We start from the raw sequence: 26,781 nt of genomic DNA on the forward strand, positions 1-26,781 counted from the left end.
CGCGCGCGGCGGCCCCGCCGGCGCGCAGGCCACCCGGGACCTGGAGGCGGTGACCGCGTTGTTCGACATCACCGATCAATACGTGTCCCGCACGTCCGGGGCGTCGCTGCGCGGGCTCGTCGACCACGTCGCCGCGCTACACCTGCCGGGCGTGAACCAGGAACCGGTGTCGACGGTGGAGCAGGTGCGGGTGCTCAGCGCGCACGCCGCCCTGGGGCACGAGTGGGACCTGGTGGTCATCGCCGGGCTGCAGGAGGGCTTGTGGCCCAACACCGTTCCGCGCGGTGGCGTCCTGGCCACCCAGCGGGTGCTGGACGTGCTGGACGGCGTCACCGAGGAGGCGTCGGTGCGGGCGCCGCTGCTGGCCGAGGAGCGGCGGCTGCTGGTCGCCGCAATGGGCCGGGCCCGCCGCCGGCTGCTGGTGACCGCCGTGGACAGCGACACCGGTGGCGCGGACGAACAGGCCGCGCTGCCGTCGGCATTTTTCTACGAGCTCGCGCAGTGGTCCGACGGCGACGCCGATCAGGCTGCGGCTCAACCCGTCTCGGCGCCCCGCGTGCTGTCGGCGGCGGCCTTGGTGGGCCGGTTGCGCGGTGTCGTGTGTGCACCCGACGGCACCGTCGACGACGCCGCCCGCGCCTGTGCGGCAACGCAATTGGCGCGGCTCGCCCGGGCCGGGGTACCCGGCGCCGACCCGGCCGGCTGGCATGGCCTGACCCCGGTCAGCACCAGCGAACCGCTGCACCAAGCCGGCGACGCCGTCACCTTGACGCCGTCGACCCTGCAGTCGCTCAACGACTGCCCGCTGCGCTGGCTGGCCGAACGACATGGCGGGACGAACCCACGCGATCTGCGCTCGACGATCGGTTCGGTGGTGCATGCCCTGGTGGCCGAATCACACAAGAGCGCAACGGAATTGCTGGCCGAGCTGGACCGCGCTTGGAGGCATCTGCCCTTCGAGGCGGAGTGGCATTCGGCCAACGAGCTGACGCGGCACCGCGCGATGATCGAGGCATTCGTCGAGTGGCGGGCGCAGACCCGAGGCACGCTGACCGAAGTCGGCGTCGAGGTCGAGATCGACGGAACCCTGGCCGCGTCCCGCGACGGCGGCGGCGAGGTCCGGCTGCGCGGCCGGGTCGACCGGCTGGAGCGCGACGCCGCCGGCCGGCTGGTGATCGTCGACGTCAAGACCGGCAAGTCGCCGGTCAGCAAGGACGACGCCCAACAACACGCCCAGCTCGCCATGTATCAGTTGGCGGTGGCCGAGGGCATGGTCGCGGCCGGCGAGGAGCCCGGCGGCGCGCGGCTGGTCTACGTCGGCAAACCCGGGGCCTCGGGTGCCACGGAGCGCGAACAGGATCCGCTGACGCCGGCCGCCCGCGACGAATGGCGCCGGCTGGTCGTCAGCGCCGCCGAGACGACCGCCGGTCCCCGGTTCGTCGCCCGGCGCAACGACGGTTGCTCGCATTGCCCGGTACGGCCCTCGTGCCCGGCCCACGTTGACGGGGCGGCGCAGTGAACGCCCGCTTCAGCCCGGCCGAATTGGCCGGTGCACTCGGGCTTTTCCCGCCCACCGACGAGCAGGCCGCCGTCATCGCGGCCCCGCCCGGACCGCTGGTCGTGATCGCCGGCGCGGGCGCCGGCAAAACCGAGACCATGGCCGCGCGGGTGGTGTGGCTCGTCGCCAACGGCTACGCCGAACCCGGCCAGGTGCTCGGGTTGACCTTCACCCGCAAGGCCGCCGGCCAGCTGCTGCGCCGCGTGCGGTCCCGCCTCGCGCGGCTGGCCGGCGTCGGTTCCCCCGCAAGCGGGCGGTACCCCCAGGCGCCCGACGGCGCGGCGTCCACGGAACCGGCGGGCGCCCCGACGGTCAGCACCTACCACGCCTTCGCCGGCTCGTTGATCCGCGACCACGGGCTGCTGCTGCCCATCGAGCCCGACACCCGGCTGCTCGGCGAGACCGAGCTGTGGCAGCTGGCCTTCGACGTCGTGAGCAGCTACCGCGGCGACCTGCGCACCGACAAGACCCCCGCCGCGGTGACGTCGATGGTGCTGCGGCTGTGGGGTCAGCTCGCCGAACACCTGGTGGACACCCGCCAGCTCGGCGACACCCACGTCGAGCTCGAGCGGCTGATCCACACCCTGCCGGCGGGCCCCTACCAGCGCGACCGCGGCCCCAGCCAGTGGTTGCTGCGGCTGCTGGCCACCCAGACCCAGCGCGCCGAGCTGGTGCCGCTGCTCGACGCGCTGGGCGAGCGGATGCGGTCGGTCAAGGCCATGGATTTCGGCGCGCAGATGGCCTGCGCGGCACGGCTGGCGGCGAATCACCCACGGGTCGGCGAGGAATTGCGCGGCCGCTACCGGGTGGTGCTGCTCGACGAGTACCAGGACACCGGGCACGCCCAGCGGGTCGCGCTGTCGGCGTTGTTCGGCGGCGGCGTCGACGACGGGCTGGCGCTGACCGCCGTCGGCGACCCGATCCAGTCGATCTACGGCTGGCGGGGCGCCTCGGCCACCAACCTGCCGCGCTTCACCACCGACTTCCCGCTGTCCGACGGCACGCCCGCGCCGGTCCTGGAGCTGCGGACCAGCTGGCGCAACCCGCCGCGTACGCTGCGGCTGGCCAACGCGATATCGGCGGAGGCGCGCCGCAGGTCCGTCGCGGTGCACGCGCTGCGGCCGCGCCCGGACGCCCCGCCCGGGACCGTCCGCTGTGCGTTGCTGCCCGATGTGCAGGCCGAACGGGAGTGGATCGCCGACGAGCTCGCCGCCCGGTACCGGCGGGCCGACGGCGAAAACCCGCCGACCGCCGCGGTGTTGGTGCGCCGCAACGCCGACGCCGCGCCCATCGCCGATGCGCTGCGCGCCCGCGGCGTGCCGGTCGAGGTCGTCGGGTTGGCCGGGCTGCTGTCCGTCCCGGAGGTCGCCGACGTCGTCGCCATGCTGCGGCTCGTCGCCGACCCGACCGCGGGCGCGGCGGCGATGCGGGTGCTCACAGGCCCGCGCTGGCGCCTCGGCGGCCGCGACGTCGCCGCGCTGTGGCGGCGCGCCAGGACGCTCTGCGACGGGCCGGGCGCAGGCGCGGCACCCGCGCCCGAGGCGATCGCGATGGCGGCCGGCCCGGAGGCCGACACCGCGTGCCTGACGGACGCCATCGCGGATCCCGGTCCGGCCGACGGGTATTCGGCCGCGGGGTATCAGCGCATCACCGCGCTGGCCGCCGAGCTGCGCGCGCTGCGCGGCCACCTGGGCCACGCCCTGCCCGACCTGGTCGCCGAGGTGCGCCGGGTGCTGGGCGTCGACTGCGACGTCCGCGCCGCGGCGGGGGCGCACGCGGGCTGGGCCGGCACCGAACACCTCGACGCGTTCGCCGACGGCGTCGCCGGCTACGCCGAACGAGCCGACGCGGGGGGCGCGGCCGACGCGACGGCGTCGGTTCCGGGCCTGCTTGCCTTCCTCGACGTGGCCGAGTCGGTCGAGAACGGGCTGCCGCCTGCCCCGGTGGTGGCCGCGCGTGACCGCGTCCAGGTGCTCACGGTGCACTCCGCGAAGGGGTTGGAGTGGCAGGTGGTCGCGGTGGCGCACCTGTCGGGCGGGATCTTTCCGTCGACCGCGTCCCGCAGCACCTGGCTCACCGACGCCGCGGAACTGCCGCCGCTGCTGCGTGGCGACCGGGCCTCGGCGGGCGCGCCGGGCATCCCGGTGCTGGACACCTCGGACGTCACCAATCGAAAGCAGCTGTCCGAGAAGATCTCCGAGCACCGCCGCCAGCTCGAGCAGCGGCGCGTCGACGAGGAACGCCGGCTGCTCTATGTCGCCATCACCCGTGCCGAGGACACCCTGCTGGTGTCCGGCCACCAGTGGGGCGCCACCGGGATCAAGCCCCGCGGCCCGTCGGATTTCCTGTGCGAGATCAAGGACGTCATCGACCGTTCGGCCGCGGCGGGGGACCCCTGCGGGGTGGTCGATCAATGGGCGCCCACACCGGCCGATGGTGATCGGAACCCGTTGCGCGACAACATGGTCGAAGCGGTCTGGCCGGTCGATCCGCTGGCCGGCCGGCGCGGCGACGTCGAGCGCGGCGCGGCGTTGGTGGCCGGGGCGATGGCGGGCGACACCGGTGACGAAGGCGCCGACATCGAGGGTTGGGCCGCCGATGTCGACGCGCTGCTCGCCGAGCGGCAGCGGGCGGTCCAACCGCCTTCCGGGGTGCTGCCCAGCCAGCTGTCGGTCAGCGGCCTGGTCGACCTGGCCCGCGACCCCGCGGGCGCCGCGCAGCGACTGCGGCATCGGCTGCCCTCGCGGCCGGACCCGCATGCGTTGCTGGGCAACGCGTTTCACGCGTGGGTCCAGCAGTTCTACGGCGCCGAGTGCCTGTTCGACCTTGCGGACCTGCCGGGCGCGGCCGACTCCGACGTCGGCGACACCCGCGAGCTCGCCGCATTGCAGGCCGCATTCACCGAATCGCCCTGGGCGACACGCACTCCGATCGCCGTCGAGGTGCCCTTCGAGATGCCGATCGGCGACACCCTGGTGCGCGGCCGCATCGACGCGGTGTTCGCCGACCCCGACGGCGGCGCCACGGTCGCCGACTGGAAGACCGGTGAACCACCGCGCGGGCCGGAAGCCATGCGGCAGGCCGCCGTCCAGCTCGCCGTCTACCGCCTGGCGTGGGCCGCCTTGTCCGGCGTCCCGGAATCGTGCGTGCGCACGGCCTTCTATTACGTGCGCGCCCGCACCACGGTCGCCCCCGACGATCTGCCGGCCCCCGCCGAACTGGCCGGGCTGCTGACTGGGCCCGCCGTCGGGTGACCCGCGCTGCCCGGGTACCGGGGTCGCGATCGTGGTTACATTGAGTCGTGCGTGTCACCTGCGCTGGCGTTGAGCCGATCACGGACCGCCGTGCGCAACGGTAGGTCTCGACAACTGAGCGGCCTCGAAGAGACGCTGACCGCCCAGCGAGGCCACCAGTTGGTCGGCGTCGTGCGCATCCCCGAAGAGCACGCCAGCCCCATTCGGGTGATCACCCGCCGCGTGGCCATCGCCCTGGTGGTGTTGTTCGCCGCGGCCGTCATCGTGTACGCGGACCGCAACGGATACCGCGACGTGCGGGGCCAGCCGCTGACCTTTCTGGACTGCGTGTACTTCTCCGCGGTGTCCCTGTCGACGACCGGGTACGGCGACATCACCCCGTACACCGAAACCGCGCGCCTGGTGCACACCCTGATCTTCACCGCGCTGCGGATCGCGTTCCTGGCCGTCTTGGTCGGCACGACCCTCGAGGTGCTCTCCGAGCGGTCCCGGCAGGGGTGGAAGATTCAGCGTTGGAGGAGCAGAGTGCGCAACCACACGATCGTGATCGGCTACGGCACCAAGGGCAAGACGGCTGTCGCCGCGATCCTCGGCGACGAGGCCGCCCAGGGGGAGGTCGTCGTCGTCGACACCGATCGCGGCACCCTCGAGCACGCCGCGACCGCGGGCCTGGTCACCGTGCACGGCGACGCCACCAAGGCCGACGTGCTGCGGCTGGCCGGGGCCCAACACGCGGCCTCGATCATCGTGGCCACCAGCCGTGACGACACCGCGGTGCTGGTCACGTTGACCGCCCGGGAGATCGCGCCCAACGCCAAGATCGTGGCGTCCATCCGGGAGGCCGAAAACCAGCACCTGCTGCAGCAATCGGGTGCGGACTCGGTGGTGGTCTCCTCGGCGACCGCCGGTCGCCTGCTCGGGCTGGCCACCACGACGCCCAGCGTCGTGGAGATGATCGAGGACCTGCTGACACCGGACTTCGGGCTGGCGATCGCCGAACGAGAGGTGGAGCCGGCCGAGGTGGGCGGCTCCCCTCGGCACCTGCGCGACATCGTGCTCGGCGTGGTCCGCGACGGCCACCTGCTGCGCATCGGCGCGCCCGAGGTGGACGCCGTCGAGGCCAACGACCGGCTGCTCTACATCCGGCACGCGGGGCACTGATGGCGATCGCGAGCGCGGCGGAGCCGGACGAAGCGGGTCGCCATCCATCGGATCCCGCGTCGATCGCGAGCGCGGCGGAGCCGGGCGAAGCGGGTCGCCATCCATCGGATCCCGCGGCGATCGCGGACTTTCGGCTGCGGAACGTTCCGTTGCTGTCGCGGGTCGGGGCCGACCGGGCCGACCAGTTACGCACCGACGTCGACGCGGCCGCGGCCGGCTGGGCGGACGCGGCGCTGCTGCGGGTGGATTCGCGCAGTCAGGTGCTCGTCGCCGACGGCCGGGTGGTGCTGGGCTCGGCGGCCAAGCTGGCCGACAAGCCGCCACCGGATGCGGTGTTCCTGGGCCGACTCGACAACGACCGCCACGTGTGGGCGATCCGCGGCGCCCTGGAGGCGCCGGAGGACGAAGACGTGCACACCGAGGTCGTCAACCTCCGCGGCCTCGGGTCGATCCTCGACGACACCAGCAGCCAACTGGTCTCCTCGGCCCTCGCGCTGCTCAATTGGCACGATTCCGCGCGGTTCAGCTCGGTCGACGGCTCACCGACCCGCCCGGCCCGGGCGGGCTGGGCCCGGGTCAACCCGGTCACCGGGCACGAGGAGTTCCCGCGCATCGACCCCGCCGTGATCTGCCTGGTCCACGACGGCGGCGACCGCGCGGTGCTGGCCCGCCAGGCGGTGTGGCCGGAGCGGATGTTCTCGCTGCTGGCCGGGTTCGTCGAGGCCGGTGAATCGTTCGAGGTCTGCGTGGCCCGCGAGATCCGCGAGGAGATCGGTCTCACCGTGCGCGACGTGCGCTACCTGGGCAGCCAGCCGTGGCCGTTTCCGCGCTCGCTCATGGTCGGCTTTCACGCGGTCGCGGACCCGGCCGAGGAATTCTCGTTCAACGACGGCGAGATCGCCGAGGCGGCGTGGTTCACCCGCGACGAGGTGCGCGCGGCGCTCGCGGCGGGCGACTGGTCCAGCTCGACGGAATCGAAACTGCTGCTGCCCGGGTCGATCTCGATCGCGCGGGTGATCATCGAATCCTGGGCGGCGACCGACTGACCCGGTGCCGCTACTTGACGCGGTCGGTCACGGTCTGCAGCACGGCGCTGGCGACCTGATCGGTCGGCTCGATTCCCAGCACGCCGACGGAGACCAATACCGATGACTTGACCGTGTACAGGTGGATCCAGCCGTCGGAGTTCAGCTTCAGCGTCAGGGAATCCGGCTTGTTCAGCGCGAAGTCGTAAGCGGTGGGGTGCAGGGAGGCGCACTGATCCAGCGTCGTATGCAGCTGGTTGAGCGCCCCGCGGGCGGCGTTGGCGTCCGGGTAGACGACGACGGCGTTGGTGACCTCGTTGATCGGGGCGATTCCGCCCGGCCTCGCGTCGGCGGTCGAGCCGGCGTAGGCGACCGAACGGTATTCCTTCCAGCCCCCGGCGAAGGTGAGTTCCGTGGTTCCCACCGTCCGGCACGGGGCCGGCGGGTTGCCGACGGTCTCCCGGGGCGGATCGTGGCGGTCGGATGAATAGGGTTGCAGCCCTTCGAAATTCGCGATGCGGCGGGCGTCGTCGAGGCTGATGGCCAGCGAATCGGCGTAGGCGTGTGGGCTCGGCGTGGCCGCCGGGTGGCCCGGCGAGTGCGAGCATGCCGACACCACGACCGCGACGAGGACGGCCGACAGACGCCGAAGCAAGGGGCCCGACCGAGAACTCGACGCCATGGTCGCCAATGTTAGGGCCGCCCCGCGACGGCGGGCCGGGCAGTTGATCGACACCGGCGGCGTGTCGGCGATCGCTCAGGCGCTGGTTTGGGCCAGCTTGGCCTTGACCTCGGCCGCGCTCGGATTGGTCAGCGTCGACCCGTCGGCGAACTTGACCGTCGGCACCGTCCGGTTGCCGCCGTTGACCGATCCGACGAATTCGGCCGCCGCGGGGTCGTGCTCGATGTCGACCGCCTCGTACGGAATTCCGTTGGACTTCAACACAGTCATCAGGCGGTGGCAGTAGCCACACCATGAGGTCGTGTAGACGGTGATCGGGGCAGTGGTCATAGCTCGTTAACGTAGCCCGGCGGCGATGTGTTCCGCGCCGGAACACCGCACTGATATCCCGACGCGCACCGGCCGGGGCCACGGTTTGTCGGCCATCGCTGCCAAGATGGACGCCATGCCGATGGTCGCCGACGCCTTGACCGCCGGGCTGGACGACGAGCAGCGCGAGGCGGTGCTGGCTCCCCGCGGCCCGGTCTGCGTGCTCGCGGGCGCCGGAACCGGAAAGACCCGCACCATCACCCACCGGATCGCGCAGCTGGTGGCCAGCGGCCATGTGGCCGCCGGGCAGGTGCTGGCCGTCACCTTCACCCAGCGGGCGGCGGGGGAGATGCGTTCCCGGCTGCGCTCGCTGGGCGCCGCCGCGGGCGCGGACACCGGCGTCGGCGGGGTGCAGGCCCTGACGTTCCACGCCGCGGCGCTCCGGCAGCTGCGGTATTTCTGGCCGCGGGTGGTCGGTGACACCGGTTGGCAGCTGCTGGACACCAAGTTCGCCGTGGTGGCGCGGGCGGCCAGCCGCTCCCGGATCAACGCCAGCACCGACGACGTCCGCGACCTGGCGGGCGAGATCGAGTGGGCCAAGGCGTCGTTGATCACCCCCGAGGAGTATCCGGCCGCGGTGGCCGCGGCGGCGCGGGACATCCCGCTCGACGCCGCCCGGGTCGCGACCGTCTACGCCGCCTACGAGGCGCTGAAGGTCCGCGACGAATCGGTGACGCTGCTCGACTTCGACGACCTGCTGCTGCACACCGCGGCGGCGATCGAGAACGACGCGGCCGTGGCCGACGAATTCCGGGGCCGCTACCGCTGTTTCGTCGTCGACGAATACCAGGACGTCACGCCGCTGCAGCAGCGGGTGCTGACGGCGTGGCTGGGCGACCGGGACGACCTGACCGTCGTCGGCGACGCCAACCAGACCATCTACTCGTTCACCGGGGCCTCGCCGCGGTTCCTGCTGGACTTCTCGCGGCGCTATCCCGACGCGACCGTGGTTCGCCTGGAACGCGACTACCGTTCCACGCCGCAGGTGGTGTCGCTGGCCAACCAGGTGATCGCGGCGGCCCGCGGCCGGGTCGCCGGCAGCAAGCTGCACCTGTTGGGGCAGCGCCCGCCCGGCCCCGCCCCGACGTTCCACGAGCATTCCGACGAACCGGCCGAGGCGGCCGCCGTCGCGGCGTCCATCGGCCGGCTGATCGAAGCGGGCACCCCGCCGTCGGAGATCGCGGTGCTGTACCGGGTCAACGCGCAGTCCGAGGCTTACGAGGAGGCGCTGACCGAGGCGGGCATCCCCTATCAGGTCCGCGGCGGCGAGGGTTTTTTCACCCGTCAGGAGATCAAGCAGGCGCTGTTGGCGCTGCAGCGCGCGGCCGAGCGCGGCGCCGACGGGCCGCTGCCCGACGTCGTCCGGGCCGTCCTGGAACCGCTGGGGCTGACGGCCGAGCCGCCGGTGGGCACCCGCGCCCGGGAGCGCTGGGATGCGCTGACCGCGCTGGCGGAGTTGGTCGACGCGGAGGTGGCCCAGCGTCCGCAGTTGGACCTCGCCGGGCTGCTGGCCGAGCTCCGGTTGCGCGCCGACGCGCGGCACCCGCCGGTGGTGCAGGGCGTCACGCTGGCCTCGTTGCACGCCGCCAAGGGCCTGGAGTGGGACGCGGTGTTCCTGGTCGGCCTGGCCGACGGCACGCTGCCCATCTCGCACGCGTTGGCGCACGGCCCCGAAAGCGAGGCGGTCGAGGAGGAGCGCAGGCTGCTCTACGTCGGAATTACCAGGGCACGAACACATTTGACGCTCAGCTGGGCGCTGGCCCGCAGCCCGGGCGGACGGCAGGGCCGCAAGCCGTCGCGGTTCCTCAACGGCATCGCCCCGCAGGCGCGCGCCGACGCCGCCCCCAGCAGGAGCCGGCGCAACCGGGGGCCCGCGGCGCGCTGCCGGATCTGCAACAAGGACCTGGCCACCGCCGCGGCGGTCATGTTGCGCCGCTGCGAGACGTGCGCCGCCGACGTCGACGAGGAGTTGCTGCTGCGGCTCAAGGCGTGGCGGCTGGACGTCGCCAAGGAGCAGCAGGTGCCGGCGTATGTGGTCTTCACCGACAACACGCTGATCGCGATCGCCGAGCTGCGGCCCGGCGATGAGGACGCGCTGATCGCGATCCCGGGCATCGGCGCGCGCAAGCTGGAGCAGTACGGGGCCGACGTGCTGGAGTTGGTGCGCGGCCGCTGACCACGCCGTCGAGTGTGGGCCTTATGGACGAATTGATGCCAATCGCCGTACCTAAGGCCCACACTCGGCAAGGCTATCGCCGATAAGGCGCAGGTCAGAAAATCGTTTGTGCCGCATGTCGGCGACGGTTTACCCTCGAAGCTGCGTTCTGGCACGACGAAGGGAGGTGGCCACGATGATCAACGACGCGTTCGGTGTGGACGTGGCCGCCGCGGCGGCTGCGCTCAAGCATGCCGCCCGCACCGCCGTGCCGGCGGCCGCGTTGAAGCATCGCGCCGCCGCCGCGACGAACGCGTCCGCAGGACTCGAGGTCCACCGAATGGCTACCTAACTCCCCGGTTTTCACCGAATGGCCACGGACCCGAAGTCAAGGATCCGTGGCCACAGTCTTTTCGGGCGCAAGCCCGCTCCCTGGTCCGGATCACCGAAATAGGCAGACCCCGACCAGGAAGCAGGTGAGCAGGACATGTCGGCACTGACAGTCCCCAGACAGCCGACGCCGGCGTTGCCGTGTCACGCCGGCGATCCCGACCTCTGGTTCGCCGAAACCCCGGCCGACCTCGAGCGCGCCAAGGCGCTGTGCGCGGGCTGCCCGATCCGGCGCCAATGCCTGGCCGCGGCCCTGGAGCGGGCCGAGCCCTGGGGGGTGTGGGGCGGCGAAATCTTCGACCGCGGCGCGATCCTGAGCTTCAAACGACCCCGCGGACGTCCCCGCAAGGACGAGGTCGCCGCCTAGCTGACCGCGCTGTCGGGCTCGGCGAAGCCGGGGATCAGTTCCTCGGACAGCGCCTTGATCGGCACCCGCGCGTCCAGCTGGCACAGGATCGCGGCCACCGACGCGATGACGCGCATCGGGATGGCCAGCTTGGGCGGCAGGTCCATCTGCCGGGCGGTCTTGATCTGGGACACCGACCGGTCGATCTGGCCCACGGTCATGCGCTGCAGCCACTTGCGCGTGTAGTGGAACTCGTCGACCTCGATGGGTTCGACGTACTGGCGCAGCATCTCGTCGATGTCGCGCACGGACACCTGCTGGCCCTTCTGGATGAAGCCGACCTTCTCCATCGTCGGCAGCAGCAGGTCGTAGTTCTTGTCGCGGGCCAGGCGGATCGTCATCCCGAGCTCGATGGGGTAGCCGCCGGGCAGCGGTGCGACGGCGCCGAAGTCGATGACGCCCATCCGGTCGTCGGGAAGCAGCATGAAGTTCCCCGGGTGCGCGTCGCCGTGCAGCATTCCCAGCCGCCGCGGCGCATCGAAGGTGAGCTCGAGCAGCCGGGTGCCGATCAGGTCGCGCTGCTCGCGGGTCCCGTTGCGGATGATCTCGGCCAGCGGCAGGCCGTCGATCCACTCCTGGACGACGACCTTGGGCGCGCTGGCGACAACGTGGGGTATCGCGAAGTGTGGGTGGCCCTCGTAGGCCTTGGCGAAGGCGCGCTGGTTGTCGGCCTCGAGCCGGTAGTCGAGTTCCATCTCGGTGCGCTCGACCAGCTCGTCGACGATGCCCTGGACGTCGGCGCCCGGCGCGAGCTGTTTGACCACGCCGACCATCCGCTGCATGGTCTTCAGGTCGGCGCGCAGCGCCTCGTCGGCGCCGGGGTACTGGATCTTGACGGCCACCGGGCGGCCGTCGGCCCAGACCGCCTTGTGCACCTGCCCGATGCTGGCCGAGGCGATGGGTTTGTCGTCGAACGAGCTGAACCGTTCACGCCACTTGGTGCCCAGCTGGGCGTCGAGCACCCGGTGCACCTTGTTGGCGGGCAGCGGCGGGGCGTCCTTTTGCAGCTTGGTCAACGCCTCGCGGTACGGCTCGCCGTATTCGTCCGGGATGGCGGCCTCCATGACCGAAAGGGCCTGGCCGACCTTCATCGCCCCGCCCTTGAGCTCGCCCAAGACGGTGAACAGCTGGTTGGCGGCTTTCTCCATCAGCTCGGCCTGGACTTCGTCCCTCGACTTGCCGGTCAGCCGTTTGCCGAAGCCGAGCGCGGCCCGGCCGGCGAAGCCGACCGGGATGCTGGCCAGCTTCGCGTTGCGCGCCGCCCGGCCGCGTTTGATGTCTGCCACGTATCCATCATCCATGACGTTCCGCGCGCCTTGCGCTTGATCTTCGCAACACCGGTTCGCGGGGCGGCGCGCGGCGCGGCGTCCTAGGTTGTCCCCCATGGCAGCCAAGCAATCGCAGCACGACGCCGCTGACTCCCTGTTCAGGGCGATCATCGAAACGCTGGACAAGCATCGCAACGACCGCACGCTGACCGCGGAGATCCTGCACCAGCTCGCGACGGCGTATGAGGCGGTGTCGTGCAACGTCCCGGATCAGGGGCGGCTCGGCTAACGGGCCGCGTCAGCACGAGCACAGCGGGTGGCGGGTCCAGCGCCGCGCGACGATGGCGCCGGCGTCCAGGTCGAATTCCAGTGTGGCGTTCAGCGTCTGGGGCGGCACCGCCTCCTGGTGGCGCACGGCGGCGATCACCCGGTTCACCTGGCTGAGCGCCAGCGCCGCGGTCGCCAGCAGCGTGGCCCGGTCCGCCACGCCGACGGTCTCCCGCAGCTGCGCGGAGATGGCGGGCCAGGCGGCATCGCGGTCCCGCCGATGCAGGTCCGCGCAGCCGAGGCAGCTCGTCGTGCCCGGGATCACCAGCGGACCGACCAGGCCGACGCCGTCGCGGACCCGCACCGGCAGGTGGGGCACGCCTCGGACGTGCAGCTCGCGGACCATGCGGGGGTCGGCGACCAGGTAATCGGACAGCACCACCAGGTCGACGGCGGCGGCCGACACGGCGGCGTGCGGCTGGCTGCTGCGGGCGATCCGGGCACCCGAGCAGCGCAACGCCTCGACGAGCAGCTCGGACAGCGGGCCGCGGCCGTGGATCCGGATGGCCGGCGCCCGGCCCCGCGACCTCGCGCATTCGGTCGCGACGCCCGCGCCGACCAGCTGGGCCACCAGATCGGTCAGGCCGTCGGCGTCCCGCAGGCCGCGGTCGAGGGCGCGCCGCCGCAGCTCGGCCAGCGGCGTGGGTGACCGCATGGATCGCAGCAGCGCGGCCAGCTCCGGTGCGGCCAGCCCGCCCGGCGGCCGCACCAGCACGGCGCGGCGGGGATCCCAGCCGACCTGGACCGCGCCGTCGGGCCGCAGCAGCACCGGCATCGCCGGGTCCAGCGCGTAGGTGGAAAGCACGGCCGGTGACACGGGTGCACTGTGCCACGCCCGGGGCGACCGTCCCGGTCAGTTATCCACAGGGCCGGGATTCTCGGGGTTGTCCTCGAGCTTGGCGATCGCCTCGTCGATGCCGCTGGTGTCGCCGCCGATGACGCGGTCGATGAAGCCGGCCGGCTCGTCGAGGTCCTCGGCGGCGGGCAGCAGGTCGGGGTGTTGCCAGATCGCGTCGCGGGCGTCCACGCCGGCGGCCTCGGTGAGGCGCTCCCAGAGCGCGGCGGCTTCGCGCATCTTGCGGGGCCGCAGCTCCAGGCCCACCAGCGTCGCGAAGGTCTGTTCGGCCGGGCCGCCGGTGGCGCGGCGGCGGCGCAGCGTCTCGCTGAGCGCGGCCGCCCCCGGAATCCGGTCGCCCAGGGCCCCGGTGACCACGACCTGCACCCAACCCTCGATCAGCGCGAGCAGCGTCTCGAGGCGTTCCAGCGCCTGCGTCTGCGCCGGGGTGGCCTTCGGCTCGAAAACGCCTTGGCCCAAAAGGTTTTCGATCGCAGCCGGGTCGGACAGCGTCGCGGGGTTGAAGTCGCGGGCCAGCTCCTCGATCCCGCTCATGTCGATCTGCATGCCCTTCGCGTAGGCCTCCACCGCGCCCAGCAGCTGGCTCGACAGCCACGGCACGTGGCTGAACAACCGGTGGTGGGCGGCCTCACGGGCGGCGAGGAACGTCAGGATCTCGCTGCGGGGCTGCTCGAGCCCGGCCGCGAACGACTCCAGGGCGTCGGGCAGGATCGCCGCAACGCCCTTGGGCCCCAACGGCAATCCGATGTCGGTGGACGTCAGCACCTCGCGCGACAGCCGGCCCAGGGCCTGTCCCAGCTGGGAGCCGAAGGCCATGCCGCCCATCTGCGACATCATCGCCATCAGCGGGCCGGCCATGCTCTTGGCCTCCTCGGGCAGCGACGACGCCCATACCGTCGAAATCTGTTGTGCCATCGGGTCGCACAACCGCTTCCAGGTGTCCAGGCTGTTGTCGACCCAGTCGGCCGGGCTCCAGCCCACCGCCTTGGTGGTGCCGGCGGGCAGCGCCGTGGCGCCGTCCAGCCAGGTCTCGGCCAGATGCACCGCGTCGGCGATCGCCGAGTGCGTAGTGGCCGGGATCGGTGCCACGAACCCGATCGAGTTCGTGGCCACCCGGCGCGCCAGCTCGTAGTTGACCGGCCCGGACGTTTGGCCGCCCGCCATCCCGCTGCCCGCGCTGGAAAACATCTGGCCCAGCTGGGTGAAGATCTGCCCCAGGTCGCCCATGCCGAAATCGCCGCTCATGCCGAATGCGCCGAAGGGATCGGAGCCGCCGGAGCCCGAATTGGGATCTTTCTTCCCAGGTTTGTCTGGGTCGTCTCCGTGGGAGAAGCCGAAAGGCAGGTCAGCCATACCGTCAACGGTACTCACCGGGGGAACAGGTTGGGTGGCGTCGGGGTCAGCTTGTGGCTGAACCGGGCCCGCGGGCTCCGTCTAGTGTAATCGGCGTGAACAGGCGGATTCTGACCTTGATGGTCGCGCTGGTGCCGATCCTGGTCTTCGGCGTGTTGCTCGCGGTGGTGACGGTGCCGTTCGTCTCGCTGGGCCCCGGACCCACCTTCGACACGCTGGGCGAGGTCGACGGCAAGCAGGTGGTGGCGATCGAGGGCACCGCGACGCATCCGACCACCGGGCACCTCAACATGACGACGGTGTCCCAGCGGGACCAGCTGACTCTCGGCGAAGCGCTGACGCTGTGGCTGTCCGGCCAGGAGCAGCTGGTGCCGCGGGACCTGATCTACCCGCCGGGCAAGTCGCGGGACGAGGTCGACAAGGCCAACAACGCGGACTTCAAGGAATCCGAGGACAGCGCCGCCTACGCCGCGCTGGGCTACCTGAAATACCCGGCCGCGGTCACCGTCGCCAAGGTCACCGACCCGGGTCCGTCAGCGGGCAAGCTCAAGGACGGCGACGCCATCGACGCGGTCAACGGCGTCCCGGTGGCCGACGTCGACCAGTTCACCGGGCTGCTGAAGAACACCAAACCCGGTCAGACGGTGACGATCGATTACCGGCGCAAGAACGAGCCGGCCGGGGTGGCCCAAATTACGCTGGGCGCGAACAAGGATCGCGACTACGGCTTCCTCGGCGTCGCCGTGCTGACCGCGCCGTGGGCGCCGTTCGTCGTCGACTTCAACCTGGCCAACGTCGGGGGGCCGTCGGCCGGCCTGATGTTCAGCCTGGCGGTGGTCGACAAGCTGACCACCGGTGACCTCGCCGGGTCGAAGTTCATCGCGGGGACCGGCACCATCTCCGCCGATGGGAAGGTCGGCCAGATCGGCGGCATCACGCACAAGATGGTCGCCGCCCACGCGGCGGGCGCCACGGTCTTTCTGGTGCCGGCCAAGAACTGCTACGAGGCGAATTCGGACAATCCGTCCGGCCTGCGCCTGGTGAAGGTGGAGAGCCTGGGCCAGGCGGTCGACGCCCTGCATGCGATCAGTTCGGGGGGTCAGGCGCCGAGCTGTTAGACGCCGAGCGGGCCGATCGCAGGTCGCGCGATGCGTAGAGTTGTCACCGTCGATCAATCGAGCAGGGAGCGTAGCCAGTGGGGATGCGGCCCACCGCACGGATGCCGAAGCTGACCCGGCGTAGCCGGATCCTGATCCTGATCGCACTGGGTGTGATCGCTTTGCTGCTCGCCGGTCCGCGGCTGATCGACGCGTACGTGGACTGGCTGTGGTTCGGCGAGCTCGGCTACCGCTCGGTGTTTTCCACCGTCCTGGTCACCCGGTTCGTGGTCTTTCTGGTGGCCGGCCTGCTGGTGGGCGGCATCGTGTTCGCCGGTCTCGCGGTGGCTTACCGCACCCGGCCGGTGTTCGTGCCGAGCAACGACAACGATCCGGTCGCGCGGTACCGCGCGGTCGTGCTTTCCCGGCTGCGGTTGGTGGGCATCGGGGTGCCGGTCGCGATCGGCCTGCTGGCCGGCGTCATCGCGCAAAGCTATTGGGTGCGCATCCAGCTGTTCATGCACGGCGGGGACTTCGGCATCCGGGATCCGCAGTTCGGCAAGGACCTCGGCTTCTACGCGTTCGACCTGCCGTTCTACCGGCTGCTGCTCAGCTACCTGTTCGTCGCCGTCTTCCTGGCGTTCCTCGCGAACCTGCTGGCGCACTACATCTTTGGCGGGATCCGGCTGTCCGGCCGCACCGGCGCGCTGAGCCGATCGGCGCGCATCCAGCTGGTCACCGTGGTGGGTCTGCTGGTGTTGCTCAAGGCGGTCGCGTACTGGCTGGACCGCTACGAGTTGTTGTCGCACACCCGCGGCGGCAAGCCCTTCACCGGCGCCGGGTACACCGACATCAACGCGGTGCTGCCGGCCAAGCTGATCCTGATGGCGATCGCGCTGATCTGCGCCGCCGCGGTGTTCTCCGCGATCGTCCTGCGCGACTTGCGGATTCCCGCCATCGGCCTGGTGCTGCTGCTGCTGTCATCGCTCATCGTGGGCGCGGGCTGGCCGTTGATCGTCGAGCAGATCAGCGTCAAACCCAATGCCGCGCAGAAGGAAAGCGAGTACATCAGCCGCAGCATCGCGGCGACCCGGCAGGCGTACGGGCTGACGTCGGACGTCGTCACCTACCGCACCTACGCCGGTGACACGCAGGCCACCGCCCAGCAGGTCGCCGACGACCGCGCGACCACGTCCAACATCCGGCTGCTCGACCCGACCATCGTCAGCCCGGCGTTCACCCAGTTCCAGCAGGGCAAGAACTTCTACTACTTCCCCGACCAGCTGTCCATCGACCGGTACGTGGACCGCAACGGCTCGCTGCGCGACTACGTCGTCGCGGCCCGCGAGCTGAACCCCGACCGGCTCATCGAGAACCAGCGCGACTGGATCAACCGGCACAGCGTCTACACCCATGGCAACGGGTTCATCGCCTCCCCGGCGAACACGGTGCGCGGCGTCGCCAACGACCCCAACCAGAACGGCGGCTATCCGGAGTTTCTGGTGAATGTCGTCGGCGCCAACGGCAACGTGGTCTCCGACGGTCCCGCGCCGCTGGAGCAGCCGCGCATCTACTACGGGCCCGTCATCTCCAACACGTCGGCCGACTACGCGATCGTCGGGCGCAACGGAGCCGACCGCGAGTACGACTACGAGACCAGCGCCGAGACCAAGAACTACACCTACACCGGGCTCGGGGGAGTGCCGGTCGGGGACTGGTTGTCCCGCAGCGTGTTCGCCGCGAAGTTCGCGGAGCGAAACTTCCTGTTCTCCAACGTGATCGGCTCCAACAGCCGGATCCTGTTCAACCGCGACCCGGCCCGCCGGGTGGAGGCAGTGGCGCCCTGGCTGACCACCGACAGTTCGGTCTATCCGGCGATCGTCAACAAGCGACTGGTGTGGATCATCGACGGCTACACCACGTTGGACAACTACCCGTACTCCGAGCTCACCTCCCTGGAATCGGCCACCGCCGACTCGAACGAGGTGGCGTTCAACAAGCTGGCCCCCGACAAGCAGGTCTCCTACATCCGCAACTCGGTGAAGGCCACGGTGGACGCCTACGACGGCACCGTGACGCTGTACCAGCAGGACGAGCAGGACCCGGTGCTCAAGGCGTGGATGCAGGTGTTCCCCGGCACGGTGAAGCCGAAGAGCGACATCACCCCCGAGCTGGCCGAGCACCTGCGCTACCCCGAGGACCTGTTCAAGGTGCAGCGGATGCTGCTGGCCAAGTATCACGTCAACGACCCGGTGACGTTCTTCTCCACGTCGGACTTCTGGGACGTGCCGCTGGACCCGAATCCGACCGCCAGCAGCTACCAGCCGCCGTATTACATCGTGGCGAAAAACATTGCGAAGAACGATAATTCGTCGTCGTATCAGCTGACGAGCGCGATGAACCGGTTCAAGCGCGACTACCTGGCCGCCTACATCAGCGCCAGCTCCGACCCGGCGACCTACGGCCGGATCACCGTGCTGACCATCCCGGGTCAGGTGAACGGTCCCAAGCTGGCCAACAACGCCATCACCACCGACCCGGCGGTGTCGCAGGACCTCGGCGTGATCGGGCGCGACAACCAGAACCGCATCCGCTGGGGCAACCTGCTCACGCTGCCCGTGGGTCAGGGTGGCCTGCTGTACGTCGAGCCCGTCTACGCGTCCCCGGGCGCCAGCGACGCCGCGTCGTCGTACCCGCGGCTGATCCGGGTGGCGATGATGTACAACGACAAGATCGGGTACGGCCCCACGGTTCGTGACGCGTTGACCGGGCTGTTCGGTCCCGGCGCGGGCGCGGCGGCGACGGGCATCCAGCCGACCGACGCCGGCAATCCGCAGGCGGCGCCGCCGGTCACCCCGCCCCCGCCCGCCGGCCCGCCGGGATTGCCTCCGCCGACGGCGGTTCCGCCGGTGCCGGACGGGTCGGTGACGCTGTCTCCAGCCAAATCCGCTGCGTTGCAGGAGATCCAGGCCGCGCTGGGTGCGGCCAAGGACGCCCAGAAGAAGGGCGATTTCGCGGGTTACGGCGCGGCGCTGCAGCGGCTGGACGACGCGATCACCAAATACAACAACACCAAATAGCCCTCAGGCGTAGGCCGTTCGGAACCGTTCCCGGTAAGCCTTCGGGCTGATGCCCAGGTGGTTGACGAACACCCGCCTCAGCGTTTCGATGCTGCCGAAACCGGCCATGCCCGCGGTCTCGCTGACGGAGCGGCCGGATTCCAGTGCGCCACGGGCGAAATCGATCCGAACCAGCTCGACGTAGCGGGCCGGGGTCATCCCCAGCTCGGATTGGAAGAGCCGGGTCAGCTGGCGGGTGCTCAGCGACGCCCGGGCCGCAAGGGATTTCACGCTGTGATTCGCGCCCGGGTTGGCCGCGACCGCGTCGATCACCGCCCGCAGCGGCGACTGCGCCGGGGGATCGGCCTCCACCAGCACCGAGAATTGTGATTGTCCCCCTGCACGTTTGAGGTAGACGACCAGCCACCGGGCCACGTTGCGGACCAGTTCGGTCCCGTAGTCCATTTCCACCAGCGCCAGGGCCAGGTCGATGCCGGCCGAGATCCCGGCCGAGGTGAACACGTTGCCGTCGCGCACGAAGATCGCGTCGGGATCGACGGTGACATCCCGAAAGGCGCGGGCCATCACCCGGGTCTCGTTCCAGTGTGTGGTGGCGCGCCGGCCGCTGAGCAGCCCCGCCTGGGCGAGGATGAACGACCCCGTGCAAATGGATGCCATCCGCCGGGAGCGTGTCGCCAACGACCTGACGGCGTCGACGAGCGCGGGATCGACCGGCCGCCGGGGCAGGTGGTCGCTGCCGGCGACCAGAACGGTGTCGGCGGACTCGATCGACGAGATCCGGTCGGTGACACCCAATCGAGCGCCGATCGACGTGGTGACGTCCCGGCCGTCCACCGACGCGATCTTCACCCGGTAGTCGGCGCCGAACCGGTTGGCTTCGACGAACACCTCGCCGGCCCCCGCGACGTCCAGCATCGTCACGTCGTCGAAGACGACGATCACCACCACCCGCGAATGCGCTCCGGCCTCGGCCACGTAGACATTGTGTCGCTTTCTGTGGACAGGACGACCCGAACGCCCACGGTCGATTGGCGCGTGCGGTCGCACACTGACGGGTATGACCACTTCATCCATCGAAACCATCGCCGGCATCCGCATCCCCGACTCGGCCCTGGTGCGCGAGGCCACCGAATTCATCCGCGACGTCGAAGACGACCTGCTGTTCAACCATTCGCGGCGGGTGTTCCTGTTCGGCGCGCTGCAGGGCCTGCGCCGCGGCCTGCAAGCGGACCCGGAGTTGCTCTACGTCGGCGCGATGTTCCACGACATCGGGCTGACCGAGCGCTACCGCACCTCGACGCTCCGCTTCGAGGTCGACGGCGCGAACGCGGCCCGCGACTTCCTGACCGCGCATGGCGTCGACCAGGAGGACGCCGCCAAGGTGTGGCTCGGGATCGCGCTGCACACCACGCCCGGCGTGCCCGAGTTCCTGGACCCCGAGGTCGCTCTGCTGCAGGCCGGTGTCGAGGTGGACGTGGTCGGCATCGGACGCGAGCACCTGGCCCCCGACGCCCTCGAAGCGGTGACCGCCGCCCACCCGCGCCCGCAATTCAAGCAGCGCATCCTGGCGGCGTTCAACGACGGGATGAAGCACCGCCCGCTGACCACGGCGGGCACCATGAACGCCGACGTGCTGGCGCACTTCGACCCCACCTTCGAGCGTGTCGACTTCGTCGACAAGATCCTCAACAACAGCTGGCCCGAATGAAAGGAGCGGACAAATGGACATTCACGAGGCGTTGTACACCACCCGGATGATGCGCCGGCTGCGGCCGGACCCGATCCCGCTGGAGACCCAGGCCCGCATCCTCGACGCGGCGGTGCGCGCCCCCAACGGGGGCAACACCCAACGCTGGCACTTCGTGGCCGTGGACGATCCTGAGCTCATCCGCGAGTTCGCCGACCTGTTCCGGCGGGCCCGCGCCATCGAATACGAGAAGTTCAGCGCGGGAACAGGACCCATGGTGGCGACCGCCCCGGGCGCCGACCCGGCCGCGCACGCCGAGACGATGCGCCGGATGCAGGGCTCGGGAAACTACCTGGCCGACCACTTCGAAGAAATCCCCTTGTTGCTCTTCGTCTTTGCGATCGACGACCTCGGTGGAGCCAACATCTTCCCGGCGATCTGGAGCGCGCTGCTGGCCGCCCGCGCCGAGGGCGTCGGCGGTGTGATGACCATGGTGCTGCGCAATTTCGCCGACGAGGTGAACGAATTGCTGGGCGTGCCGGCCGAGGAGGGTTGGGAGATGTCGGCCATGCTGGCCCTCGGCTACCCGCTCGGCAAGTGGGGTGTGGCCGCGAATCGGCGCCCGGTGCACGAGGTCTCGTCCCGCAACGGCTGGGGCAAGCCGTTCGGTATCGAGGTGCCGGAGCCCCTCTGGCCGCCGCGGGGGTCCGGAAATGACTAGCGCGGAGCAAATCGGGGTCACCGTCGTGCAGCCAGGAGAGGGCGAGTACGTCGCCCTTCCCGGCTTCGGGGCCGTGTTCAAGCTGTCCAGCAAGACCAACGGGGGTGAGGTGTCGATCGTCGAGCACCCCTTCGAGGTCGGGCTGCTGACGGCGGCGCACATGCACACCCGCGAGGACGAGCACTCCATCGTGCTGGCCGGTGAGATCGGCTTCCGCTCCGACGACAGCGAAGTGGTGCTGGGACCCGGTGGCTACATCACCAAGCCCCGCGGGCAGATGCACGCGATGTGGAATGCCGGCAATACGCCCGGCCGCATCATCGAGGTCATCACCCCGGGCGGATTCGAGAACTATTTCCGCGAGCTCGGGGAGCTGCTCGTCGAGCACGCCGACGACCCGGTCGGCAAGGTCCTGCACGAGCTGCCCGAGTTCGGCGAGCTGGCCGACAAGTACGGGCTGACCTACGGGTCACCCGACTGGATGGACGACATCGCGCGGCGGTACGGGCTGAACCCGCCGTCACACTGAGACTGGGCCTCGCCGAGATTGCCGCCATGGCTGTGCTCGCCCCGCGACCCGCGACCCTGGCGGCAATCTCGGCGCCAGGAGGGCCGGTGACCGCGCGATTTGGTCGCCGTGACGCCGGTTCGGTAACCTGGCATTCACCAACGCGGGGTGGAGCAGCTCGGTAGCTCGCTGGGCTCATAACCCAGAGGTCGCAGGTTCGAATCCTGTCCCCGCTACCAACGGAAATGGCCCCCGGAGATTGCTCCGGGGGCCGTTTTCATGCCTAACGGGGCAGCACGTCCTGAATTGCGCTGATGACCTCGGGGGCGTCGGGCTCGGTGCGGGGCCGGAACCGCCGCACCACCTCACCGTCGGGGGCGACCAGGAACTTTTCGAAGTTCCACTGGATGTCGCCGGCTTCCCCGGCGGAATCGGCGGCCTTGGTCAGCTCGGCGTAGAGCGGGTGCCGGCCGTCGCCGTTGACGTCGGTCTTGGCCAGCAGCGGGAACGTCACGCCGTAGGTCGTCGAACAGAACTCCTGGATCTCTTCGGCGGTGCCCGGCTCCTGGCCCATGAACTGGTTGCAGGGAACGCCGACGACGGTCAGGCCGCGGTCGCGATAGTCCTCGGCCAGCTTCTCCAGCGCGGTGTATTGCGGCGTCAGTCCGCACTTGGAGGCGACGTTGACGACCAGCGCCGCGCCGTCGGCCAATTCGGCCAGCGTGGTCGGCCGGCCGTCGAGGGTGGTCAAGGGGATGTCTTTGAGGGTCACGCCGAAGACGCTAACGGACGGGGGCGGAACCAGCCAGACTCGAGGAGCGACTAGGGCAGCAGCTGCCGTCGCCGCGCCTCGGAGACCGATTCGCCGCGCCGGGTAGCGCCCAGCTTGATGAAGATGCCCTTGAGATACCACTTCACGGTGTTGATGGTCACCCCCAGGTTGCGGGCGATCTGTTGGTTCGACAGGCCTCGGTCCAGAAGCCGGAGTATCTCGATTTCGCGCGCGTTGAGCGGCTCTTCGGGCGTGGGCCCGCGGTCGGAGGGGCGCGCGACGACTGGGATGGCGGCGTTCTTCGCGTCGGCGTGGGCGGTGGCCAGCAGTCGCGAGAGGTAGTCGGGCGGGACCTGGGCCAGCTTGGGCGGCCAGCGGCGGGTCCGGCTGGCGTCGCGAAGCTCGGCGATGATTTTCAGGATTTCGGGCCCTGCGTCGACGATGGTGCGAAGTAGCCCGGCCCGTGCGCCGTCGAGCAGCGCGGGCACAAGCATTTCGGCAGCAGCTTCTTTGTCGCCGGTGAGGAAATCCACCCTGGCCAGCTCGATGGTGCTGACGGCTGCGCCATACCGCCATCCCGCGGCGGTGCTTTCGTGACGCATTCTGGACAGTAGATCGCGGGCTGCGTCGAAGTTGCCTTCGACGCATGCGATCTGGGCCCGCATGCCCAGTCGGTAATGCCTGGTGGCCATCGCGATCCCGTCCATCCCGCCCGCCACATCGTGGCCGCGGCGTTCGAGAATCTCTCGCGCCCGGCCGGTGTCGCCCAGCGCGAGGTGCAGGCGTGTGCACTCGTTGTCGAGCGCGGCCGACAGCCTGGAAAGGCAAAGCTGCTCGGCCGCAACATATCCCTCATCGAGTAGGCAGAGAGCCTCATCGATGTCGCCGCGCAGGACTTTGATGCGGGCCAGGGTTCTATAGGTCGTGATCATGAAATCGACGACACCGCTTTCGGCTCCGAGCTCGTGGCACTGTTCCAAAAGGACTTCGGCCGTATCGATTTCATTGCGCTCGTAGTGGATCCTGCCCAACAGCGCACCCGCCAGGCGGGCCGCATGCGAACGGGGGCCGGCCTCGTTCTGGGCCAAGGCTAGAGCTTCGGTGTAACGGTTCTCGGCGGTGGGCAGATCGAGTTGGCCGAATGCGGCCAGACCCGCGAAGCATCGCCCGTACACGCCGGCGAAGGGGCCGCCCGCGGTTTCGTGATACGGGTTGGCCCATCGTTGGCGAGTCTGCGCCGTCTCGTATGCGAAGGTATGGATGTCGACGAAGGTGCGGATGTTGGCGGACACCGCCACCAGAAACGGCCGGTAAGGCGGATTCTCCACGAGATAGGGCGCGACCAGAGCGGCAGCGCGGTCGATGCGATCGCCGTACACGTCGGTGCACGCCTGCACCACGTCGGCCTCGCCGAGAACGCCCGCGCCGACGTCATCGGCATCCGAAGATGCCGCGGCGCGAACATGATTGAGGGCCACGTGCACATCCGATGCTTGGTGCAGCAGGCAATGGGCCCACGCGATGGCGATCTGCAAGTTCGGCCGGCTGGGGAGCAAGCCCTTCGGCAGCTTGTTGACCAGCCCGAGCAGTGTGGCCATCCGGCTGTGCTCGACCAGGGACATCGCATGGCGTTCCACCAGATCCACCGCCGCGTCGGCATCGCCCGCGGCCAGCGCGTGCGTGACCGCCTCACCCAGCAACCCGTGCTCGGCGAACCACCTCGAGGCGGTGCGATGTAACCCGGCGACTCGCTCGGGATGGTCGCATTCCAGCCGTCGACGCAGGTGATCGGCGAAGAGGTGGTGATACCGGAACCACTCGCGATCATCGTCGAGTGGCCGCAGGAACATGTTGCGGCGCTCGAGTTCTTCGAGGATCGACTGCCCGCGGGGCTGACCGCTGAGGGCGCGAGCAAGGTCTCCGCAGATGCGATCGCTGATCGAGGTGGTCAGCAGGACGTCCAGCAGCTCGGGCGGTAACGCGTTGAGAACGTTTTGGGCCAGATAGTCAGCGATGGAGCGGTGACGACCCGAGAAGCTGCTGATAAGCGCGGACGGATCGTCGCAGCCGCGCAAGGACAGCGTCGCAAGCTGTAGAGCGGCGACCCAGCCGTCGGTGCTCGCCCACAGTCGGCGGACGTCGTCGTCGTTGAGTCCCAAGGCGTTCAGGCCGAAGAACGCCGCGGACTCGTCTTGGTCGAAGCGCAACTGGGCGGTGTCCACTTCGGTGACCTGATTTCGCACCTTGAGTTTCGCGACGGCCGGCCCGCGGGTTCGGCTGGTGATGATCAGGTGCAGATTGTCGGACCCGACGTCGAGGAGGAACTCCAATGCCGCCTCGGTGTCGGTGCTCTCGATGAGGTGCCAGTCGTCCAACACGATCGCCAGCGGCCGCCGCTGTTCGGCGATCCGGTTGACGAGTTCGGACAGCACGTAACGCCGGGCGTTGCCGGTGTGCTGTTCGAGAAGGCCGCTCAGGTCGGCAGCCAAAGCCGGTTCGACCCGTCGAACCGCTTCGATGAGGTGAGCGAGGAAGGACACCACGTCGTTGTCGTCACGGTCCAGGCTGAGCCAGGCCACCGGCACGCCGTCGGCCTGCAACACCCGCTGCCACTGCACAGCCAACGTTGTCTTGCCGAACCCGGCCGGGGCGTGGATCAATGCCAGCCGTTTGGTGCGGCCGGACCGCAGCAACTCGATGAGCCGCACGCGACTGACCAGCCCGTCGTCATAGGCCGGAGGTCGCACCCTGGTGGCCACGACCTGCCTCGCTTGCGGTCCCGCCTGCATCCCCAAATCGCCTCGCCTCAAGCCCCGGCATTCCGTAGCGCTTAGTGTAATGAGCGGTGCCGAACCGGCGTTTGCTATTCACCCGCCACCCGTTCGGGTAGTCAATTCAAAAAGTCCGGGTGGACGAGAAGGCGCGCCGCGGCTTGAACGGTTAGCGTTGAATCGCTTGGGTTTACCCGCTGGGGGAGGCGACTTGTCGGTAGCGCGGCCTGTCAGGGCATGTCCCGTCCGATCCACCTAGCTGTGGCCAGCCCCTCCGCCGATGCCACTCGGCGACAGATCATCAAGGCCGCATCGCATCAGTTTGGCCGACGCCCTTATCACGAGGTTGGCCTCGACGACATTCTCGCCGAGGCCGGTTTGACCAAAGGCGCACTGTATTTCCACTTCACCTCGAAGCAGGCATTGGCAACCGCGATCATCGACGAGCAGACCGCCGTCATGACCATCGCCATGCAAGACCTGCTGTCCCGGGCGCTTTCCGGCTTGGAGACACTCATCGACTTCTCGTTTCTGGTCGCCGTTCAGGACATCAAGTCGGCCCTCTTCAGGGCGGCCTTGAACTTGATCGAGACGGTGGGCCACCCGCAGGGACGACATCGGGATATTTTCGGCGAATGGATCAAAACCTTGGCGGCAGTCGTTGAGCAAGCCATCGCTGAGGGCGACATCGACGAAAGCTGTGGCCCCGAGGACCTGGCGCGAATGATGTTGTCCGCGCATATGGGGCTGCGGAAAACAAGCAGTCTTGATGAACCGGAACGATTCATCCGGGACCTGCAGAAGTGTTGGACCCTGCTGCTGAACGGGATTCTGCGGCAGGATCGCAACGAGTACTTCGATCAGTTCCTCCGGCGGCGGACGGCGCTTGCGGTGCAACAGACGCCGGCTTTCCGTCACGAGACCGCGTCCGGTTAAAAGACGGGTCGACGCGGGCTGCGTGGCGCCACCAAGCCGGCGCTGATTCTGCGAACGGCGGTTCGCATAACGACCGCCCCCAAGGTACATTCCAGTGGACTTCGTTATTGAATACGTGTGCAGGGCCTGAAACAGAACGCGGAGGGGTGGGGCACTGGTGACAACGTCTTCGCCGGTGCAGATCAACTCCCAGCGGCTCCCGCCGTACCGGTGGATCGCGGTCGGCGTGCTGGTGATCCTGGCCATCGTTTTCACCCTGGTGTATGTGCAGTTCCGCGGTGGCTTCACCGCGAAGACGAACCTGACGATGGTGGCGTCGCGGGCCGGCCTGGTGATGGATCCCGGCTCGAAGGTCACCTACAACGGGGTGGAGATCGGCCGCGTCGGCAACATCTCCGAGACCGT

23 protein-coding genes and 1 tRNA gene are annotated in these 26,781 nt (G+C 69.7%); 16 read left to right on the forward strand and 8 right to left on the reverse strand.

The window, feature by feature from the left end:
* From A5681_RS17435 to nudC, 4 genes are all read left to right on the forward strand, one after another.
* A partial coding sequence (locus A5681_RS17435) for a PD-(D/E)XK nuclease family protein (protein WP_197498628.1) occupies window positions 1-1,519 on the forward strand: 1,519 nt, incomplete at its 5' end.
* Window positions 1,516-4,812 carry an ATP-dependent helicase gene (locus A5681_RS17440; RefSeq protein WP_067277572.1) on the forward strand — a complete coding sequence of 1,099 codons (3,297 nt, stop codon included), beginning with the start codon at window positions 1,516-1,518 and terminating at the stop codon, window positions 4,810-4,812. The genes A5681_RS17435 and A5681_RS17440, both read left to right, overlap by 4 nt.
* A 90-nt stretch (window positions 4,813-4,902) precedes the next feature.
* Window positions 4,903-5,973, forward strand: coding sequence for a potassium channel family protein (locus tag A5681_RS17445; protein ID WP_067277574.1), 1,071 nt, complete (start codon window positions 4,903-4,905; stop codon window positions 5,971-5,973).
* Entirely contained in the window at window positions 5,973-7,019 is a 1,047-nt protein-coding gene (gene nudC / locus A5681_RS17450) for an NAD(+) diphosphatase (RefSeq protein ID WP_231996345.1), read from the forward strand. Before A5681_RS17445 ends, nudC begins: the two co-directional genes overlap by 1 nt.
* Window positions 7,020-7,029: 10 nt before the next feature.
* On the opposite strand, the gene A5681_RS17455 is transcribed toward nudC, so the two are convergent.
* Both A5681_RS17455 and mrx1 read right to left on the reverse strand, forming a co-directional pair.
* Window positions 7,030-7,680, reverse strand: coding sequence for a sensor domain-containing protein (locus A5681_RS17455; protein ID WP_067277577.1), 651 nt, complete (start codon window positions 7,678-7,680; stop codon window positions 7,030-7,032).
* Between the two features lie 75 nt (window positions 7,681-7,755).
* Window positions 7,756-8,010 carry a mycoredoxin Mrx1 gene (mrx1, locus tag A5681_RS17460; RefSeq protein ID WP_067277579.1) on the reverse strand — a complete coding sequence of 85 codons (255 nt, stop codon included), beginning with the start codon at window positions 8,008-8,010 and terminating at the stop codon, window positions 7,756-7,758.
* A 115-nt stretch (window positions 8,011-8,125) separates the two neighbouring features.
* Here mrx1 and A5681_RS17465 point away from each other — a divergent pair, with 115 nt between their 5' ends.
* The 3 genes from A5681_RS17465 (at window position 8,126) to A5681_RS17470 (ending at window position 10,961) form a co-directional block, all read left to right on the forward strand.
* Window positions 8,126-10,225, forward strand: coding sequence for an ATP-dependent DNA helicase UvrD2 (locus A5681_RS17465; RefSeq protein ID WP_197498629.1), 2,100 nt, complete (start codon window positions 8,126-8,128; stop codon window positions 10,223-10,225).
* Between the two features lie 175 nt (window positions 10,226-10,400).
* On the forward strand, window positions 10,401-10,556 hold the full coding sequence (locus A5681_RS27485; RefSeq protein ID WP_197498633.1) for a hypothetical protein: 156 nt from the start codon (window positions 10,401-10,403) through the stop codon (window positions 10,554-10,556).
* A 135-nt stretch (window positions 10,557-10,691) separates the two neighbouring features.
* Entirely contained in the window at window positions 10,692-10,961 is a 270-nt protein-coding gene (locus A5681_RS17470) for a WhiB family transcriptional regulator (RefSeq protein WP_067277581.1), read from the forward strand.
* On the opposite strand, the gene A5681_RS17475 is transcribed toward A5681_RS17470, so the two are convergent.
* Entirely contained in the window at window positions 10,958-12,301 is a 1,344-nt protein-coding gene (locus A5681_RS17475; RefSeq protein ID WP_067277583.1) for an ABC1 kinase family protein, read from the reverse strand. The genes A5681_RS17470 and A5681_RS17475 overlap by 4 nt on opposite strands.
* A gap of 82 nt (window positions 12,302-12,383) precedes the next feature.
* On the opposite strand from A5681_RS17475, the gene A5681_RS27490 reads away from it, so the two are divergent.
* Window positions 12,384-12,557, forward strand: a complete 174-nt coding sequence (locus A5681_RS27490; RefSeq protein WP_197498630.1) for a hypothetical protein — start codon at window positions 12,384-12,386, stop codon at window positions 12,555-12,557.
* 9 nt (window positions 12,558-12,566) lie between these two features.
* On the opposite strand, the gene A5681_RS17480 is transcribed toward A5681_RS27490, so the two are convergent.
* Complete coding sequence (locus tag A5681_RS17480; RefSeq protein WP_067277610.1) at window positions 12,567-13,370, reverse strand: TOMM precursor leader peptide-binding protein; 804 nt, start codon at window positions 13,368-13,370, stop codon at window positions 12,567-12,569.
* Window positions 13,371-13,448: 78 nt separating this feature from the next.
* Window positions 13,449-14,822 carry a zinc-dependent metalloprotease gene (locus A5681_RS17485; RefSeq protein WP_197498631.1) on the reverse strand — a complete coding sequence of 458 codons (1,374 nt, stop codon included), beginning with the start codon at window positions 14,820-14,822 and terminating at the stop codon, window positions 13,449-13,451.
* Window positions 14,823-14,899: 77 nt separating this feature from the next.
* Here A5681_RS17485 and A5681_RS17490 point away from each other — a divergent pair, with 77 nt between their 5' ends.
* Window positions 14,900-15,922 carry a PDZ domain-containing protein gene (locus tag A5681_RS17490; RefSeq protein ID WP_067277588.1) on the forward strand — a complete coding sequence of 341 codons (1,023 nt, stop codon included), beginning with the start codon at window positions 14,900-14,902 and terminating at the stop codon, window positions 15,920-15,922.
* A 77-nt stretch (window positions 15,923-15,999) separates the two neighbouring features.
* Window positions 16,000-18,981 (forward strand): UPF0182 family protein, encoded by a 2,982-nt coding sequence (locus A5681_RS17495; RefSeq protein ID WP_067277590.1) that lies wholly within the window; start codon window positions 16,000-16,002, stop codon window positions 18,979-18,981.
* A gap of 3 nt (window positions 18,982-18,984) precedes the next feature.
* Here the strand turns inward: A5681_RS17495 and A5681_RS17500 are convergent, their stop codons facing one another.
* Window positions 18,985-19,956 (reverse strand): GlxA family transcriptional regulator, encoded by a 972-nt coding sequence (locus A5681_RS17500; RefSeq protein ID WP_269454962.1) that lies wholly within the window; start codon window positions 19,954-19,956, stop codon window positions 18,985-18,987.
* 82 nt (window positions 19,957-20,038) lie between these two features.
* Here A5681_RS17500 and A5681_RS17505 point away from each other — a divergent pair, with 82 nt between their 5' ends.
* The 4 genes from A5681_RS17505 (at window position 20,039) to A5681_RS17520 (ending at window position 22,136) form a co-directional block, all read left to right on the forward strand.
* Complete coding sequence (locus tag A5681_RS17505; protein WP_067277592.1) at window positions 20,039-20,689, forward strand: HD domain-containing protein; 651 nt, start codon at window positions 20,039-20,041, stop codon at window positions 20,687-20,689.
* 13 nt (window positions 20,690-20,702) lie between these two features.
* Complete coding sequence (locus A5681_RS17510) at window positions 20,703-21,389, forward strand: nitroreductase family protein (RefSeq protein WP_067277595.1); 687 nt, start codon at window positions 20,703-20,705, stop codon at window positions 21,387-21,389.
* Window positions 21,382-21,918 (forward strand): cupin domain-containing protein, encoded by a 537-nt coding sequence (locus tag A5681_RS17515; RefSeq protein ID WP_067277597.1) that lies wholly within the window; start codon window positions 21,382-21,384, stop codon window positions 21,916-21,918. The genes A5681_RS17510 and A5681_RS17515 overlap by 8 nt, the downstream gene beginning before the upstream one ends.
* 141 nt (window positions 21,919-22,059) lie before the next feature.
* Window positions 22,060-22,136 (forward strand) — tRNA-Met (locus A5681_RS17520).
* 44 nt (window positions 22,137-22,180) lie between these two features.
* On the opposite strand, the gene A5681_RS17525 is transcribed toward A5681_RS17520, so the two are convergent.
* Window positions 22,181-22,669 carry a glutathione peroxidase gene (locus tag A5681_RS17525; protein WP_067277599.1) on the reverse strand — a complete coding sequence of 163 codons (489 nt, stop codon included), beginning with the start codon at window positions 22,667-22,669 and terminating at the stop codon, window positions 22,181-22,183.
* Window positions 22,670-22,719: 50 nt separating this feature from the next.
* Window positions 22,720-25,428 (reverse strand): LuxR C-terminal-related transcriptional regulator, encoded by a 2,709-nt coding sequence (locus A5681_RS17530; RefSeq protein WP_231996346.1) that lies wholly within the window; start codon window positions 25,426-25,428, stop codon window positions 22,720-22,722.
* 249 nt (window positions 25,429-25,677) lie between these two features.
* Between A5681_RS17530 and A5681_RS17535 the strand changes: the two genes are divergently transcribed.
* Window positions 25,678-26,376 carry a TetR/AcrR family transcriptional regulator gene (locus A5681_RS17535; protein ID WP_067277604.1) on the forward strand — a complete coding sequence of 233 codons (699 nt, stop codon included), beginning with the start codon at window positions 25,678-25,680 and terminating at the stop codon, window positions 26,374-26,376.
* A gap of 175 nt (window positions 26,377-26,551) precedes the next feature.
* Window positions 26,552-26,781, forward strand: a 230-nt coding sequence (locus tag A5681_RS17540) for an MlaD family protein (protein ID WP_156738030.1), incomplete at its 3' end; no start/stop codon positions are given.

It is taken from the genome of Mycobacterium scrofulaceum, assembly GCF_001667885.1.
GTDB lineage: Bacteria > Actinomycetota > Actinomycetes > Mycobacteriales > Mycobacteriaceae > Mycobacterium > Mycobacterium scrofulaceum_C.

Coding starts and splice junctions, on each gene's coding strand:
- A5681_RS17535 (WP_067277604.1), top strand. CDS start 25,678: ATGTCCCGTCCGATCCACCTAGCTGTGGCCAGCCCCTCCGCCGATGCC.
- mrx1 (WP_067277579.1), bottom strand. CDS start 8,010: ATGACCACTGCCCCGATCACCGTCTACACGACCTCATGGTGTGGCTAC.
- A5681_RS17505 (WP_067277592.1), top strand. CDS start 20,039: ATGACCACTTCATCCATCGAAACCATCGCCGGCATCCGCATCCCCGAC.
- A5681_RS27490 (WP_197498630.1), top strand. CDS start 12,384: ATGGCAGCCAAGCAATCGCAGCACGACGCCGCTGACTCCCTGTTCAGG.
- A5681_RS17465 (WP_197498629.1), top strand. CDS start 8,126: ATGCCGATGGTCGCCGACGCCTTGACCGCCGGGCTGGACGACGAGCAG.
- A5681_RS17455 (WP_067277577.1), bottom strand. CDS start 7,680: ATGGCGTCGAGTTCTCGGTCGGGCCCCTTGCTTCGGCGTCTGTCGGCC.
- A5681_RS17510 (WP_067277595.1), top strand. CDS start 20,703: ATGGACATTCACGAGGCGTTGTACACCACCCGGATGATGCGCCGGCTG.
- nudC (WP_231996345.1), top strand. CDS start 5,973: ATGGCGATCGCGAGCGCGGCGGAGCCGGACGAAGCGGGTCGCCATCCA.
- A5681_RS17470 (WP_067277581.1), top strand. CDS start 10,692: ATGTCGGCACTGACAGTCCCCAGACAGCCGACGCCGGCGTTGCCGTGT.
- A5681_RS27485 (WP_197498633.1), top strand. CDS start 10,401: ATGATCAACGACGCGTTCGGTGTGGACGTGGCCGCCGCGGCGGCTGCG.
- A5681_RS17475 (WP_067277583.1), bottom strand. CDS start 12,301: ATGGATGATGGATACGTGGCAGACATCAAACGCGGCCGGGCGGCGCGC.
- A5681_RS17515 (WP_067277597.1), top strand. CDS start 21,382: ATGACTAGCGCGGAGCAAATCGGGGTCACCGTCGTGCAGCCAGGAGAG.
- A5681_RS17480 (WP_067277610.1), bottom strand. CDS start 13,370: ATGCCGGTGCTGCTGCGGCCCGACGGCGCGGTCCAGGTCGGCTGGGAT.